The organism is Streptomyces sp. NBC_00286, from assembly GCF_036173125.1.
Taxonomy (GTDB): Bacteria; Actinomycetota; Actinomycetes; order Streptomycetales; family Streptomycetaceae; genus Streptomyces.
This window is the reverse complement of sequence record NZ_CP108054.1, coordinates 2,279,161-2,294,909: the sequence shown is the minus strand read 5'-3', so window position 1 is coordinate 2,294,909 and position 15,749 is coordinate 2,279,161. Positions and strand designations below refer to the sequence as shown.

At 69.6% G+C, this 15,749-nt stretch carries 14 protein-coding genes; 8 read left to right on the top strand and 6 right to left on the bottom strand.

Annotation, left to right across the window (positions count from 1 at the left end; genetic code table 11):
- Window positions 1–20 precede the first annotated feature (20 nt).
- Window positions 21–1,514 carry a glycoside hydrolase family 3 N-terminal domain-containing protein gene (locus OHT21_RS10380; protein WP_328767974.1) on the top strand — a complete coding sequence of 498 codons (1,494 nt, stop codon included), beginning with the start codon at window positions 21–23 and terminating at the stop codon, window positions 1,512–1,514.
- Between the two features lie 47 nt (window positions 1,515–1,561).
- On the opposite strand, the gene OHT21_RS10375 is transcribed toward OHT21_RS10380, so the two are convergent.
- Complete coding sequence (locus OHT21_RS10375) at window positions 1,562–2,869, bottom strand: DUF418 domain-containing protein (RefSeq protein ID WP_328767973.1); 1,308 nt, start codon at window positions 2,867–2,869, stop codon at window positions 1,562–1,564.
- Between the two features lie 215 nt (window positions 2,870–3,084).
- Between OHT21_RS10375 and OHT21_RS10370 the strand changes: the two genes are divergently transcribed.
- Complete coding sequence (locus OHT21_RS10370; protein ID WP_328767972.1) at window positions 3,085–3,756, top strand: response regulator transcription factor; 672 nt, start codon at window positions 3,085–3,087, stop codon at window positions 3,754–3,756.
- Window positions 3,753–4,868: a sensor histidine kinase gene (locus OHT21_RS10365; RefSeq protein WP_328767971.1), complete on the top strand. Its 1,116-nt coding sequence runs from the start codon at window positions 3,753–3,755 to the stop codon at window positions 4,866–4,868. Before OHT21_RS10370 ends, OHT21_RS10365 begins: the two co-directional genes overlap by 4 nt.
- Before the next feature lie 60 nt (window positions 4,869–4,928).
- Here the strand turns inward: OHT21_RS10365 and OHT21_RS10360 are convergent, their stop codons facing one another.
- The gene (locus tag OHT21_RS10360) at window positions 4,929–5,564 is read right to left on the bottom strand and encodes an ATP-binding protein (protein ID WP_328767970.1); all 636 of its coding nucleotides are present in this window, start codon (window positions 5,562–5,564) and stop codon (window positions 4,929–4,931) included.
- Between the two features lie 186 nt (window positions 5,565–5,750).
- On the opposite strand from OHT21_RS10360, the gene OHT21_RS10355 reads away from it, so the two are divergent.
- From OHT21_RS10355 to OHT21_RS10345, 3 genes are all read left to right on the top strand, one after another.
- Window positions 5,751–6,623: a helix-turn-helix domain-containing protein gene (locus OHT21_RS10355; RefSeq protein WP_328767969.1), complete on the top strand. Its 873-nt coding sequence runs from the start codon at window positions 5,751–5,753 to the stop codon at window positions 6,621–6,623.
- On the top strand, window positions 6,620–6,904 hold the full coding sequence (locus tag OHT21_RS10350; protein ID WP_328767968.1) for a DUF397 domain-containing protein: 285 nt from the start codon (window positions 6,620–6,622) through the stop codon (window positions 6,902–6,904). The genes OHT21_RS10355 and OHT21_RS10350 overlap by 4 nt, the downstream gene beginning before the upstream one ends.
- A 128-nt stretch (window positions 6,905–7,032) precedes the next feature.
- Window positions 7,033–7,689, top strand: coding sequence for a DUF433 domain-containing protein (locus OHT21_RS10345; RefSeq protein WP_328767967.1), 657 nt, complete (start codon window positions 7,033–7,035; stop codon window positions 7,687–7,689).
- 103 nt (window positions 7,690–7,792) lie between these two features.
- Here the strand turns inward: OHT21_RS10345 and OHT21_RS10340 are convergent, their stop codons facing one another.
- Entirely contained in the window at window positions 7,793–8,815 is a 1,023-nt protein-coding gene (locus OHT21_RS10340) for an N-acetylglucosamine kinase (protein ID WP_328767966.1), read from the bottom strand.
- A 121-nt stretch (window positions 8,816–8,936) separates the two neighbouring features.
- On the opposite strand from OHT21_RS10340, the gene OHT21_RS10335 reads away from it, so the two are divergent.
- Window positions 8,937–10,172 carry a glycoside hydrolase 5 family protein gene (locus OHT21_RS10335; RefSeq protein WP_328774034.1) on the top strand — a complete coding sequence of 412 codons (1,236 nt, stop codon included), beginning with the start codon at window positions 8,937–8,939 and terminating at the stop codon, window positions 10,170–10,172.
- Between the two features lie 62 nt (window positions 10,173–10,234).
- Window positions 10,235–12,442 carry a glycoside hydrolase family 3 N-terminal domain-containing protein gene (locus tag OHT21_RS10330; RefSeq protein WP_328774033.1) on the top strand — a complete coding sequence of 736 codons (2,208 nt, stop codon included), beginning with the start codon at window positions 10,235–10,237 and terminating at the stop codon, window positions 12,440–12,442.
- On the opposite strand, the gene OHT21_RS10325 is transcribed toward OHT21_RS10330, so the two are convergent.
- From OHT21_RS10325 to OHT21_RS10315, 3 genes are read right to left on the bottom strand one after another with little or no spacing between them, the layout of a single operon-like run.
- Window positions 12,443–13,327: a carbohydrate ABC transporter permease gene (locus OHT21_RS10325; RefSeq protein WP_328767965.1), complete on the bottom strand. Its 885-nt coding sequence runs from the start codon at window positions 13,325–13,327 to the stop codon at window positions 12,443–12,445.
- On the bottom strand, window positions 13,324–14,370 hold the full coding sequence (locus OHT21_RS10320; protein ID WP_328767964.1) for a carbohydrate ABC transporter permease: 1,047 nt from the start codon (window positions 14,368–14,370) through the stop codon (window positions 13,324–13,326). The genes OHT21_RS10325 and OHT21_RS10320 overlap by 4 nt, the downstream gene beginning before the upstream one ends.
- A 3-nt stretch (window positions 14,371–14,373) precedes the next feature.
- Window positions 14,374–15,741, bottom strand: a complete 1,368-nt coding sequence (locus OHT21_RS10315) for an extracellular solute-binding protein (protein ID WP_328767963.1) — start codon at window positions 15,739–15,741, stop codon at window positions 14,374–14,376.
- Between the last annotated feature and the right edge of the window lie 8 nt (window positions 15,742–15,749).

Below are 15,749 nucleotides of genomic sequence, written 5' to 3'. Positions count from 1 at the left end.
TGAACCAGAGGATTCCCGGGGTGACCCACACCGAGCACCCGTACGCCGGCGGTCCGGCCCCCCTCCCTCCCGACCTGGACGAGGCCGTCCACCGCTGTCTCGTCGCCGGATTCGACGGCACCACGACCGTCCCCGACACCCTGAAGCGGCTCATCGACCGTGGCCTCGGCGGCGTCATCCTGTTCACCCGCAATGTGCGCGACGCGGCACAGCTCCGTGAACTGACGGACACCCTGCGGGACTTCCGCCCCGATCTGCTCGTGGCCATCGACAACGAGGGTGGCGGCATCGGCCACCTGGTGAGCGCGGGCGCACCAGAAGTCCCCGGCTCCTACGCCCTGGGCGTCGTGGACGACACCCGACTCACCGCCCGCTGCGCCGACGCACTGGCCGGACACCTGGCCTCCCTCGGCATCACAGCCTCGTACGCCCCTGTCGCCGACCTTCAGCACCACCCGCTGAACCCGATCGTGCGCACCCGCTCCTTCGGCGCCGACCCCCAACTGGTCTCCCGGCATCTGCGCGCCTGGATCACCGCCACCCAGGCACGGGGCGTCGCCTCCTGCGCCAAGCACTTCCCGGGCCACGGGGGCACCGTCACCGACAGCCACCACGATGTGGCGGTCGATCCGCGTCCGTACGACGAACTCGATCTCGCCCCCTTCCGGGCCGCGATCGCCGTAGGCGTACCGATGCTGATGAGCGCGCATGTCGTGTTCCCCGCACTGGACCCCGACCGCCCGGCCACACTGAGCCCCCGCATCCTGAGCGGCCTGCTGCGTGACGAGCTGGGCTTCGACGGCGTACTGGTCAGCGACGCCCTGGAGATGAAGGCGATCGCGGACAGGTACGGGGAGTCGGCGGGCGCTCGGCTCGCCCTCGCGGCCGGCGCCGACCAAGTCATCGTCGCCGTACCGGACTTGGGGGTCACGCTCGGCTGCCGGGACGCGGTGCTGGACGCGGTGAGCAGCGGTGCGTTGCCGGCGGAACGGGTACGGGAGGCCGCGGACCGGGTCCGTCGGCTGGCCGATCGGTATGCGGCGCCGGTGGCTGCGGGTGCGGTCGCCAGGTGGGATGTCGGGGCCGGGTTGGAGGCGGCGCGACGGGCGGTACGGGGGACTGTGCCGCATGTACGGGGCGCCCATGTCGTCGACCTTTTCCCGCCGCCGCACCCTGCGCTCAACTGGGGCGGCGAGGACCTGCTGACGGAGGTACGCGCCCTCGACCCCACGACCACGGGGACGGCGGTCACTCGGGCTCCGGCGGATGTGGCGGACCTCGCCGACCTCGCAGCCGAGATCCTGCGCCGGGCCGAGGGCGCACCGCTGGTGGTGGCCACGTGCGACGCGGGCCTGCATCCCTGGCAGGGCGAACTCCGGGATGCGCTGCTGGCCGGGCGGGCGGATGCGATCCGGGTGTCGACGGGTCTGCCGGACGGCGGTGATGTGTGCTCGTACGGGCGGGGGCGGGTGAACTTGCGGGCGCTGGCGGAGGTGTTGGTGTGTGCTGCTTGAGCGCGTCAGCGGCGACCGCGCGGTTGGGTCGTTCCCTGTCGCGTGACTCATTGGATGCGTCGGGCGAGCCCGGTCGCCCTGCCCATCAGCCATTCGAGCGGCCCTCGTTGGAAGAAGCGGGACCAGAGGGTGGCGAGGACGGTGACGGAGGCGATGAAGCCGAGTAGGACGTGCAGGGGCTGGACGGGCGGTTCGTCGGTGTCCAGGAGCCAGATGACGACGATGTGGTAGACGTACGCCGTCAGCGACATCGAGCCGACCGCGATGACGGGCTTGGCCAGGCGGCGCAGCCGGGGGAAGGCGTCCATGGCTGCCAGGCATGCGGTGATCACCAGGATCGCCACACCGGTGTTGCCCACGATGGACAGGGTCGCCTCGCTGTGCGGGGAGGAGACCAGCATCGCGGCGGGGGTGTCCCCGAAGATTTCGACGCTGCCGAGCGATGCGGACGACATGGACGGCATGGATGACATCGACGGCATGGACGACATGCCCGCTCCCTCCTCGGCCTTTCGGATGGCTTCGGCGGCGCCGGGTACGAGGCGCAGCGCCAGCCAGGAGCCGCCGTAGCCGGTGACGGCGAGGGCTGCGCCGGAGAGGGCGAGGCGTATGCGTACGGCGGTTGAGGCCAGGTCGAGGCGGGCGACGGCCATACCGGCGAGGACGAACGGGACCCAGGTCAGGGCCGGATAGCCGCCGGTGAAGAACAGCGAGACGAGGCCGTCGGCCTGGCCGACGGTGGTGAACGAGCGACCGCCGACCAGCGGCTTCAGCAGGTACAGCAACTGCGGACCCACCAGCGCCCAGCCCACGGCGATCAACGCCAGCGGCTTGGCGCCCAGCCGGTACAGCGGCAGCACGAGCAGGAAGAACAGCCCGTAGAAGGCAAGGATCGGCACGACCGGAGTGCCGGTCATGGTCAGGGCGGTGCCCAGGGCTATCAGGATCACGGCCCGGATGACGACCTTGGCGACGGCCTGGCGTCCGGCCAGCCCGGTCTTCGGCGTGCGGCGCCCGGTGATGAGGGCGACCGCGAAGCCGGCCAGGACGGCGAAGAGGGCGGAGGAGCGGCCCTGCGCCAGTTCCATCAGGAAGCCGATGACACCGTCCTGGCCCGGGGCGGGGCCCACATGAACCGCGTACATGCCGAAGACGGCCAGGCCGCGGGCCAGGTCCAGCCCGATCAGTCGGCCCACGGCGGGTGCACTGGTCGGCCCGCTGGGTGGTGCGTTGGTCGGCGGGCTGGCCGAGGGCTCACTGCGCGTGTGTTCAGGGAGCGGGGACTCACTGAGCTCGCGTTGTTTAGAGGACGGTGCGTCGGCCGGGAGTAACGGGGATTCTGAATGCGGTGTCATGCAACTCAGCCTCGAGACCGCGCCGTTCACGGAGTATCCGGCAGAAGGCTGCGGTGTCCCTGCCGACCGGCGGGTGATACCCCGCCGTGTGGCTGGAGCTGCCGTTCGCCGTGCCGCAGGGACTCCGCGTGGCTTTAGGGTCGAGAGGGTCGTGTCGGTATGGTCCGGACGGCATGAACGCCGGATGGCATGACCGAAGGTGAGGCGGATCCCGCGTGATCCGGGTAGTGGTGGTGGACGACGAGGCACTGGTCCGGTCGGGGTTCGGTCTCATTCTGGGCGCGGCCGAGGACATCGAGGTCGTAGCGACGGCTGGCGGGGGCGACGCCGTCGAGACCGTCCGCCGGGAGCGGCCCGACGTGGTGCTGCTGGACATCCGGATGCCGGACGTCGACGGGCTCACCGTCCTGCGCGAGCTGCGTACGATGCCGGAGGCGCCGGTGGTGGCGATGCTGACGACGTTCGACGCCGACGAGTACATCCTGACCGCGCTGCACTGCGGCGCCGCCGGTTTCCTGCTCAAGGACACCGAACCGGAGCAACTCGCCCAGCTGGTACGCACTTTGGCCGCGGGCGGCGTGGTCCTTTCCCCCAAGGCGTCGCGCACGCTGCTGCGCGGCCACCCCGGCACCGAGGCGGCCGTCGACGAGGAGGCGGCCCGCGTCCGGCAGCTCACCGCCCGCGAGCGCGACGTTCTCGTCCTGGTGGCCGAGGGGCTGTCGAACGCCGACATCGGGGCACGTATCCACCTGGGTGCCGGCACGGTGAAGGACCACGTCAGCGCGATCCTCACAAAGCTGCGGGTGACGAGCCGGGTGCAGGCCGCGCTGCTGGCGCAGCGGGCCGGACTGCTCGATGAGCGCCCGCAGCCGGAGGCCACCCGATGAATCGCGCACGTGTCCTGTGGCAGCGTGTGCCCGCGCCGGTCGTCGACATCATCGTGGTGGCGGTGGCAGCCGTGGACGTATGGCTGAGTCTGTGGGACGCCACGCGTACCGACGTCGCGCTGGCCGTGCTCGGCTGCGCCGCGCTGGCCTTCCGGCGCAGGTTCCCGCTCGGTGTCTTCCTGCTCACCCTGCCCGTCGCGGTCACGCAGCCGGTCGCTGTCGCTCCGCTCGTGGCGTTGTTCACTCTGGCCGAACGCTGCCGCAACCGCCGTCTCCTCGCGGGGTGCGTCGCCCTGGCCGCCGTGGCGAGCAGCGTTCCGTGGCCCGCGGCTTTCACCGAGGTCGGCCGGACCATGACGCTGATCGACTTCGTGTACAGCCTGGCGACCGCTGTCGCCCCGGTCCTCTTCGGCCAACTCCTCCAGGCACACCGGGACTTGGCGAGGCGGCTGGTCGAGATCGAGGAGGCCAGGGAGTACGAGCGGTCCCTGCACGCCCAGGCCGTGCTCGCCCGCGAACGCGCCCAACTGGCCCGCGAGATGCACGACGTGGTCGCCCACCAGGTCAGCCTGATCGCCGTACAGGCCGGAGCCCTGCAGGTCGCAGCCGGGGACGCGGACGCCAAAGAGGCCGCCCGCACGATCCGTTCGCTGAGCGTCACCACGCTCGACGAACTCCGCACCATGGTCACGCTGCTGCGCGCCTCCGGCGGCAACGCCACGGAACTGACCCCTCAACCCACCCTGGCCGACCTGCACAAGCTCCTGGAGTCCAGCGGCACGCACACCGAGCTGAAGGGCGAACTCCCGCCCACGGTGGGCACACCCGCCCAACGCGCCCTCTACCGCACGGTCCAGGAGGCCCTGACCAACGCCCGCAAACACGCCCCCGGCGCCACGGCCCACGTCGAACTCTGGCAGGACGGCGACGACGTAGGAGTAACCATCACCAACACCCCACCCACCCGCCCCTCCCTGTCCCTCCCCGGCTCCCAACACGGCCTGGTCGGCCTACGAGAACGAGCCGACATCCTCCATGGCACCCTGGACTCGGGCCCGACCCCGGAGGGCGGCTACCGGGTGCGGTTGCGGATCCCCTTGAGCGCGGACTGAGGGGACCAGGTCTTCACGCTGTCCCGTCGTCCGCTGAGCGCGGACTGAAGGACCAGAGCTTCACGCTGTCCCGTCGCCCTCACCCCGCACGGCCAGCGGCTCGACCGCGGGCACGCGCAACGCCGGCCCTTCGTCCAGCCCCAGCACGACGGCGAGTCCACCGGTCGCGTACCGCTCACTTCGTACGGTCCGGACAGCGCGCCACTCTCCCCGCACCCGCACGCGCTGTCCGGGCCGGACCATGACGGCGGCCACCTGCCACTCAACAGGCTCCGCCACGATGTCCGACGCTTTGAGCTCCGCCCATACGGTCTTCCCGATCCCGCCCGCGCGCCGCTCAACTCCCCATCGGTGAGCCAGCGCCTCCACGAGCAACAGCCCGCGCCCACCGGTCTCGTCGTCACTGGGCTTCCGAACTTCGGGTCTGCCCGAGCCGGCGTCGCTGACCTCCAGCCGCAGCAGGCCATCCTCCGGCGATCGCGCGATCCGTACGCTCACCTGCCGATCACTCGGCACCGGTACGCGCAGCGCGTTGGTCACCAACTCCGAGAGCACCAACTCGGCGGTTTCCAGGACGTCTTGGGCGACTTCCCATTCGCCGAGTACGGCGTGCAGCGCCGCTCGGGACCTCGGCACGCTTCGACGGCTACGGGACAGCCGAAAGGTGACTTCGTTCGAGCCGAAGCTCTCTGCCATGACGCCCCCTGAGGGTCGATAGACGGTGCTCAAGTCCCCGTACGGGAGCGCTGGTTGGTGACGCGCCACGTACAGCGTTCCGCAGCATATGAATCGGCGCAATATTGCATGGAGCCTGCGAGCCCTGTTTCACTCTTTCGGGTAAGTCCCACGTCCTTCTGGTCCGGCCTCTGGTAGGAGTCACGCATGCCTACTGTCAAACCGTCCACCGTGCTCGGACGCCAACTCGGTGATGAACTCCGCAAGCTCCGTGAGGTGGCAGGTGTGTCCATGGCCGAAGCGGCCGAGGTGCTCGACTGCACCAAGGGAAAGATCAGCCGCATGGAGAACGGGCACGTACCCGTCCGCATCCCAGATCTGACCGCGCTCATGCACGCGTACCAGGTCGAGGACCCGGAGACGCGCAGCCGCCTGGGCGCCATGGCGCAGCGAGCCAACCGACGCCGCCGGGACGGCTGGTGGCATCAGTACGGCTCCGTTCTGGGAGATTCGTACCGCGACCAGATCGAGCTGGAGACCATCTGCGACAGCGTCCGTACGTACGAGGTGCAGCTGATCCCAGGGCTTCTCCAGACCGCGGAGTACGGTCGCGCAGTGACGGTCGCGTCCCGCGCCTGGAAGACACCTGAGGAGATCGATCAGTTCGTCCAGGTGCGTCTCGCCCGACAACAACGGCTCACCGACGACGACCCCATGTCGCTCTGGGCGGTGCTGGCGGAAGGAGTCCTCCGCCAGCACGTAGGCGGTCCTGCGGTGATGCAGGCGCAACTGGAGCACCTGGCCGCAATGGCGGAGCGTCCCAACATCACTGTCCAGGTATTGCCGTTCTCGCGCGGTGCGCATTCAGGTATGTTCGGCCCGTACCTGCTGCTGAGCTTCCCCCAAGTGACCTCTTTCGACCTCGTGTTGACGGAAACCCCAACCGGCAACATCTGGATGGAGCGCGAACCCGAGGTCGCGTACTACCGCACCCTCTTCGACGACGCCCGCACCACAGCGCTGCCGCCGACGGAATCGCTCAGGTTGATCCGTCGCATCGCCAAGGAGTACCGATCATGAGCCAGGACCACCACATGGAGTCCGCACTCGCCGGAGCGGTATGGCGTGCCAGCAGCTACAGCGGCGGGCAGGGCAACTGCGTCGAAGTCGCCGACAACATCCCCACCCTCGCTGGAGCGGCATGGCGCATCAGCACCTACAGCGGCGGGCAAGGCGAGTGTGTCGAAGTCGCCGACAACATCCCCTCCGTCATCCCCGTCCGCGACAGCAAGCTCCCCACCGGCCCCGTGATCACGTTTACCCCTCACGCCTGGCGCACCTTCATCGCGCACCTGGGCTGAACGCCCACTCTCGGTACGGGCGCCCGAGCCACACGCCATCGGGTGAACGTTCGACCGACCTGGACCGATGGCATCCTGAATGTGCAAGCATGCGGCAGCGCACGCCGTATCGAAGGGAGGTGAGGATCATGATCGACAGATTTGATGAGGGTCTACTGACATCGACGGAGACCTCCCAGTACTTGCAGATTCCTCGGTTCACCCTGGACACGTGGCTGCGCAGGCAGGCCGCCGGCGCTCCTCTGGTCCATCACATCGTTTCCGTGCGGCGAGGTCAGCCGTCCGTTCCTTTCGTGGCTGTGGCCGAGGCCTACGTCCTGCGCTCCTTGCGCGATCTGGGCCTGAGGATGACGGAGATCCGGGAAGCCGCCGCAGCCTTGCGCAGGGCCTTCGACACGCCTTACGGCCTGGTGTCGAAACGCATCGCGACTGACGGCGTCGACATCTTCATCGACCACAGTTTGGGTGATCTGCGCCGTGCCCGCGACGGCCAGGCCACCATCCAAGAGGCCGTGGCGGACTATCTCCGCTATCTGTCATGGGACGCCGGTGATGAGTTTCCCTCCAGCCTTCGGCTCCGCCAGTACCCGGAATCGGTGCCGGTCGTCATCGACCCGCGGTTTGGCCACGGGCTCCCGGTGGTCGAGGCCAACCGCGTACCGGTGAAAGCCGTGGCAGATCTGTGGGACGCGGGCGAGTCGATCGAGGACATCGTCTACGAATACGACATGACCGCCGAAGAGGTGGAGGAGCTTTGCCGAGCCGTGGTGCGTCTTGCCGCCTGAGAATCCACAAGGCGCTGGCCCGGGGCGGTCCCGCCGCCTATGCCGTCCGAGCAGATCGAATCGAACGCGCCTGGCCGTGACGCATGACGAACCCGTGGCCGCCCTAGCGCACAACCCGCGGAGCGAGTTCGCGCTCCAGGCGGGCCAGCGCCACCGCACCGCCGCAGCCGTCCGTCACCCGGTCGACCTCCAGCCCGAGTTCCCGCAGGCGGCGGTGCACGGCCTCCGTGAGAGGACCGTCCGCGCCGAGTAGTCCGCCGGTGGCAACCAAGTGCTCGCCAGGTCGGCAGCCCAACGCCCGGACGGTCTCGGCCAGTTGATCGGCCGCCTCGCGGAGAATGGCTGTGGCGACGGTGTCCTCGTCCCGGGCCGCCTCGCTCACCAGTGGCGCGAGAGCGGCGAGGCGGGTCGGGGGCTCGGCCATGACGGCGGGTAGCAGTCGCATGCGGTACGCCTCGCGCTGTTCCCGTGACGCGAAGGCGGGCCCCTTCGCGCCGCCGTCCGGCACCACCTCGTCCGGAAGCCCGTACGCCCGGGCGACCAGCGCCGCCAGGACCGTAGGGCCACCCCGTCCATCCGCCATACGCAGCGCCGTACGCACCGCCTCGCGTCCGATCCAGAAGCCACTGCCGTCGTCGCCGAGGAGCCAGCCGTCGCCGCCCGCGGTAGCGGTGCAGCGGTGGTCGGTGATGCGGGCCGCGACCGCGCCGGTGCCGGCAACCAGGGCGAGGCCGTTCGCGGGGGTGCCGGGTGCGGCGGCGAAGGCGGCCTCGATGTCGCTGTAGATCTCGACGGATGCGGCGGTGATGCCGAGCTGTCGCAGCGCCGAGGTGAGGGCGGAGTGGGCGTTGAGGCGGCCGGGCTCGTCCGCGGCGGTACGTGACGCTCCCGCGAACCCGCCCGCCACCGCCACCACCCGGCCGCGCAGCCCGTCCGGCACGGCCTCCGCGATCGCCTCGGCAAGGTGGTCGGTGAGTTGAGGAACCGGGACGGTCAGGGCGTTGCCCGGCCCCGCGGCGCCCTCACCCCGCGGGCGGCCGTCGCGCGCGGACGCCAGGACGGCGCGCGTACGTGTTCCGCCCGCGTCCAGGCCGACCACGAAATCCTGGTTCAAATCATTGTTCATTGGCGACCATGGTGGTTGATACATTCGCCGGAGGCAAGGTCCGACGAGGGGCGATAGGGCCCGACGAGTTCCAGACGAGGCCTTACGCGTTCCGGCCGGGCCCGAACAGGAGGAGGTCCCCATCAACACTCCCACCGCGCCCGCGAACCTGCGCTTCGGCGTCAACTACACCCCCCGTCGCGGCTGGTTCCATTCCTGGCACGACTTCGACCCGGCGCACGCACGCGAGGACCTGGCGCAGATAGCCGGTCTGGGCCTCGACCACGTACGGATCTTCCACCTCTGGCCGCTCCTCCAGCCCAACCGCACGCTCATCCGCACCGCCGCCGTCGACCAGTTGGTGCGCCTGGTCGACCTGGCTGGCGAGGCCGGCCTCGACGTTCTCGTGGACGGCATCCAGGGCCACCTGTCCAGCTTCGACTTCTACCCGGAGTGGACCCGCAGCTGGCACCACCGCAATGTGTTCACCGACCCCGAGGCCATCGAGGCCCAAGCCGAACTCCTACGAGTCCTGGGCCGCGCCCTCGCCGACCGCCCCAACCTCCTCGGCCTCCAGCTCGGCAACGAACTCAACAACCTCGTCGAACACAACCCCGTGACACCCGACCAGGTCGACCACTACCTCGACACCCTGCTGACCGCCGCCCGCTCCGGACTGGGCGCAAAAGGCCTGGTCACCCACTCCGCCTACGACGCCGCCTGGTACGGCGACGACCACCCCTTCACCCCCGAGGCCTCCGCCCGCAAGGGCGACCTGACCACCGTCCACCCCTGGGTGTTCTCCGCCAACTGCGCACGCCGCTACGGTCCCCGCTCCCCGCAGGTCCAGCACCTCGCCGAGTACGGAGTGGAACTCGCCAAGGCGTACGCCACCGAACCGGCCCGCCCGGTCTGGGTCCAGGAGACCGGAGCACCCGAGCCTCACATCCCGGCAGCCGACGCACCCGATTTCGCCCGCGCGACCGTCCTGAACGCGGGCGACTGCACGGACCTGTGGGGCGTGACCTGGTGGTGCTCGCACGACGTGGACCGCTCCCTGGCCGACTTCCCGGACCTGGAGTACACCCTGGGCCTCTTCGACTCCACGGGCCGGGCGAAGCCCATCGCCACGGCTCTCGCGGACGCGGTGGCGAAGCTGCGCACTGGGGCGCACCCGGCGCAGCCGCGCGACACCGCGCTGGTCCTGGACTGCACGCCGGCCACCCGGTCCGTGTCCGGCCCGGGTGGGGCGTACTTCGACGAGTGGATGCGACTACGGACGCAGGGCGTGCGCCCGGCGGTAGTGCCGGCCGCACGGGCGGATGACGCGGAGTATTTGGCGGCACGGGGTATCAGCGAACTCATTCAGATGCCGTGACCGCCCTCTATCGCAACCCCGCCGCCCCCATCGAAGCCCGCGTCCGTGACCTGCTCAGCCGAATGACGCTGCGTGAGAAAGTGGGGCAGCTCAACCAGCGCATGTACGGCTGGAACGCCTACCGCCGCACCCCTTCCGGCTTCGAACTCACCGAAGCCCTCCACGCCGAAACCGAACGCTTCGCCGGACTCGGCGCCCTCTACGGACTGCTGCGCGCCGACGCCTGGTCGGGCGTGGACCACGTCACCGGAGCCGACGCCGCGGACAGCGCGGCGCTCGCCGACTTGGTGCAGCGCCACGTCGTCAACGAAAGCAGGCTCGGCATACCCGCCCTGCTCGTCGAGGAGGTCCCCCACGGCCACATGGCCCTGGACGGCACCGTGTTCCCGGTGAACCTGGCCGTCGGCGCCACCTGGGATCCCGAGCTGTACGAGCAGGCCGCGGCCCACGCCGCAGCTGAACTCCGGGCGCGCGGCGGGCACTTGGCGCTGGTCTCCGCACTGGACATCGCCCGCGATCCCCGCTGGGGCCGCACCGAGGAGTGCTTCGGCGAGGACCCGTACCTCGCGTCCCGTTTCACCGAGGCGCTCGTACGCGGCATGCAGGGCAGGAACCCCGGCGAAATCTTCGCCCCCGACAAGGCCCCCGTCGTGCTCAAGCACTTCGCCGGCCAGGGCGCCACCATCGGCGGCCGCAACTCCGCCGAGTCCGAGCTCAGCCCCCGCGAACTCCACGAGATCCACCTCCCCGCCGCCCGCGCCGGTGTCCGGGCCGGAGCCGCCGCCGTCATGGCCGCGTACAACGAGGTCGACGGCATGCCCTGCTCCGGCAATCGCGCCGTGCTCACCGATCTCCTCAGGGAACGCTGGGGATTCGAGGGCCTGGTCATGGCGGACGGGTTGGCGGTGGACCGGCTGGCCCGGATCACCGGCGACAAGGTCTCCGCCGGTGCTCTCGCCCTCAACTCCGGTGTCGACCTGAGCCTTTGGGACGAGGGCTTTACGCACCTGGAAGAGGCGGTCGAGCGGGGTCTCGTACGGGAGGAAACCCTGGACGCGGCCGTCACCCGCGTCCTCCACCTGAAATTCCGCCTCGGCCTCTTCGAACGCCCCTATACGACAGACCAGTTGGCCTCCCCTCCCACAGCCCTCGGCCGAGACCTGAGCACCGCCCTGGCCCGAGCCGCGGTTACCCTCCTCCACAACAACGCCGACGTCCTCCCAATCCCCCCGACCGCGACCCGTATCGCCGTCCTGGGCCCGCACGCCGCCACCACCGCGCACCAACTCGGCGACTACACAGCCCCGCAACGCCCCGGCACCGGCACGAGCGTGCTCGACGGGCTGCGGCTGCTCGCCGCGCCCGGGGTGCAGATCACCCACGCCCGCGGCTGCGCCCTCACCGGCGCCGACACCTCCGGCATACCCGAAGCCGTCTCCGTCGCCGACGCCGCGGACCTGGCCGTACTGGTACTCGGCGGCAGCAGCGCCCGTACCCCCGAGACCGACTTCGCGACCAACGGGGCCGCCCAGCAGGCCAGTTCGCAGATGACCTGCGGCGAGGGCGTCGACCTCGCCGGGCTGCGGCTCGGCGAGTCGCAGTACGAGCTGTTGCGCGCCGTCTCGGCGACCGGCACCCCCGCCGTGGTCGTCCTGGTGCAGGGGCGCCCACACGCCGTCCCGGAGGCGGCGGACCTCGCGGCGGCCCTGCTCACCGCCTGGTACCCGGGCCCATGGGGAGGAGACGCGATCGCCGAGGTCCTGCTCGGCCACGCAGAACCGACCGGCCGCCTCCCCGTCTCCGTCCCCCGCTCGGCGGCCCAACTCCCCGTCTACTACAACCACAAGGACACCGAGTACGGCTCCTACGTGGACGAAAGCGCCGAGCCGCTGTACTCCTTCGGGCACGGCCTGTCGTACACGACCTTCGCGTACGGCCCGCCGCGCCTATCGGGACGGGAGGGGCACACCGTCGAGGCCGACGTCACCAACACGGGGGAGCGGCACGGGCGTACGGTCGTCCAGGTCTACGTCCGGCGGCTACTGACCCCCGTCTGGCCGCGCGCCCTCGAACTCCGTGCCTTCCGCTCCGTCGGCCTCGCGCCGGGCGAGTCCCGTACCGTCGACATCCCACTCGAAGCCGACCAACTCACCCTGGTCGACGCTGGCTTGGAGACGACCGTCGCGCCCGGCACGCTGGAGATCCGGGTCGCCCAGTCGTCACGGGCCGCCCTGACCGCCGTACCAGCCCTCCTGCGTATGGAGGGCTGATCAGAGCTTCACGGCCCCCGAAGAAACCCCCCGATAGAACCACCGCTGCGTGATCACAAACAGAATCAGCACCGGAATCACCGAGATCACCGACCCCGCCATCACCATCCGCTGGTCGTACCCGAACGACGAGGAGGACAGCCGCGCCAGACCCAGCGTCAGCGTGAAGTGGTCCTCCGAGCGGAGGACGATCAGGGGCCAGAGGAAGTCGTCCCAGGCGCTGATGAAGGTGTTGATGGTGACGACGAGGATCGCGCCGTATGCCGACGGCAGGTACAGATAGCGGAATCGCTTCCACTCGCCAGCCCCGTCCAGCATCGCCGCGTCCTCGATCTCGCGCGGGACGGCCAGGAACGCCGCGCGCATGATGAGGACGTTGATGGCGGCTACGAAGCCGGGGAGCCAGACGCCGACGAGGTTGTCCACCAGGCCCAGGTCGCGGATGCTGAGGAACAGCGAGACCATGATCGACTCGAAGGGGAACATCATGGACGCCATCAGCAGCACCCACACCAGCTTGCGCCCCTTCCAGGCGGGCTTGGAGAGCATGTAGCCGGCCATCGTGGAGAAGACGAGCTGGCTGGTGATGGAGATGACGGCGACGAAGAAGCTGTTCCTGATGTACGTCCACACCGGGACCTGGTCGAAGACCTGGCGGTAGGCCCGTAGGGACGGGTCCTGGGGGAAGAGGGAGGCGCCCGCGCCGAAGACGTCCTCGCCCGCGCCCTTGAGGGATGACAGCAGTTGCCACAGCAGCGGGCCGACGGTGATGCCCAGGACGAACAGCAACAGCAGGTAGCGGACGATGAGTTCGCGGGGGCGGCCGTAGTCTCGCCAGCGGGGCATCAGGCGGCGGCGTTTCACGACGGCAGTCGTAGTCGTCATGCCTCGTCCTCCTTTGTCAGGCGCTGGGCGAGCAGCGTGAGGCCAAGGGTGAGTGCGAACAGGGCTACGGAGACGGCGGCGCCGTAGCCGGCGTTGCCGGTGAGGGGGTCGAGGCCTACGTCGCGGATGTAGAAGGGGAGCGTGCGGTCGGCGCCGCCGGGGCCGCCGGTGGAGCCGCCGAGCATGTAGATCTCGGTGAAGACCCGCAGCGAGCCGATGCCGGTGAGCGTGCCGACCAGCATCATCGACGTACGGACGCCGGGCATGGTGACGTGCCAGAAGCGGCGGACGGCGCCCGCGCCGTCCACGGCGGCGGCTTCGTGCAGTTCCTTCGGGACGTTTCCGAGGGCGGCCAGGTAGAAGATCATGTACCAGCCGAGGCCCTTCCACAGCGTCAGGCCCATCGCCGAGAGCAGGATCAGCCATGAGTCGGACAGGAAGGGGATGGCCTCTTTGATCAAGTGGCCTTTCTGCAGCCAGGTGTTGACCAGGCCCTGGTCGCTCAGCAGCCACTGCCAGCTCAGGCCGACGACCACGCTGGAGGCGAGCACGGGGGTGTAGAAGGCCGAGCGGAAGAAGCCGATGCCGGGCAGGTTCTTCTCGACCAGTACGGCCAGCATCAGCGGCAGCAGCACCATCAGGGGGACGACGATCACCGCGTACAGCACGCTGTTGCGGGTGGCGAGCCAGAAGTCCGAGTCGCCGAACATCCGGGTGTAGTTCTCCAGGCCCACGAAGCCCGCGGCGCCGCCGAGGGGTTTGGCGTCGGTGAAGGACAGGATGAGCGTGTTGAGGAACGGCCACACGCCGAAGACCGTGACGCCGACGACGGCCGGGGCCATCCACAGCCAGGGCAGCCACCACTTGCGGTAGAGCGCCGCGCCCCCCGCGTCCGGCGCCGGGCCGGGCGTCACGGAGCGGAGGACACGGCGCAACGGCCCCGGCGGAGGTGGCGCGGGGGAAGCGCCGGGGCGCGGGGCGCCCGCCCCCGGGGAGGTGGGGGCGGGCGCCTTGTCGAGAGTGCGCAGGGGGCGTACGGCCATGGGTCAGCTGCCCTGCTCGATCAGCTCGTTGGACTTGGACTGGGCCTCGTCGAGGGCGTCCTGGGCGCTCTTCTTGCCCTGCATCGCCAGTTGTATCTGGGCCGAGATGGCGTTCAACTCACCCGGTGTGAGGGCGATTTCGTCGGCCGTGGCGGTCTCGCGGTCATTGGCGACGATCTTCCGGGCCTCGGCGAAGGGGTCGGTGCCCTCGACCTTCTGGAAGAAGGGGTCCTTCAGCGACTCGGTGGTGGAGGGGAAGATGACGACGTTCGGGTCCTTCGCCCACTTCAGCTGGTTCTCGGCGTTCGTCAGGAACTGTGCGAAGGCCAGCGCGGTCGAGGCGTTCTTGCTGGTGGAGGCGACACCGACGTACTGCGGGGCGCCGACGGTATGGCCGAGTGCGTCCAGCATGAAGGGGGCGACGCCGGTCTTCTCGTAGACGGTCGGGTTGTTCTGCTGGATGAAGCGCAGGAAGTTGGGGTTGGTGGGGCCGTAGACCAGCTTGCCCTGGCCGTAGACGTTGGCCGGGTCCTGGGTGGAGGACAGAGAGTCCCTGGGCATTCCGCCGGCTTTGTAGAGGCTGGTCATGGCCTCGACCCACTGCACGGTCTTCGGGTCGTCGGCGAAGGTGAACTTCTTGCCGTCGGCCGACTTCACCTCGATGCCCATCTGCTGCCAGTCGGCGGGGATGCGCAGCTGCGGGTTGGCGAGGAAGGCGTAGTAGTCGCCGTCGGAGGCCTTGGCGACCTTCTCGGCGTCGGCGAACAGGCCGAGGACCGTGGTCGCGGGCTTGGCCGGGTCCAGGCCCGCCTTCTCCATCAGCTCGGTGTTGAAGGTCTGCAGAATGCCGCCGGAGTACCAGGGCAGCACGCTGTGCACCTTGCTGCCCTCGGCGTCGGCGTACGTGGCGGACTTCCACATCGCGTCCGTGAACGGCTTGCCCGCGTCCGGCGCCTTCTCGTCCAGGTTGAGCAGGTAGCCGTTCTTCGTCAGCGCGATCGCCGTGTTGACGTTGATGTTCACCACGTCCGGCAGGGTGCAGGCCTGGGCGTCCGCGACCAGGCGCTGGGTGAACTCGGCGTCGCCCGGATCGTCGATCCACTTGATCTTCGTGTCCGGGTTGGCCTTCTCGAAGGCCTTGATGACGCCGTTGAAGTAGTCCCCGAAGTCCTTCTTCACGTTGGTCGTCTGGAAGGTGATGTCGCCCTTGACGTCGCCGGTGAGCTCCCCCGAACCGACATTGCCCTCGTCGACCTTGCAGCCGCCGGCGGTGGCCTCGCCGCCGTCCGAGCCGCCGAGGCCGCAGCCGGCGGCCGTCAGGGACAGTACGACGATTGCCGCCACGGATCCGGTCAGTCTTCTCGCACGCATGGGATGCC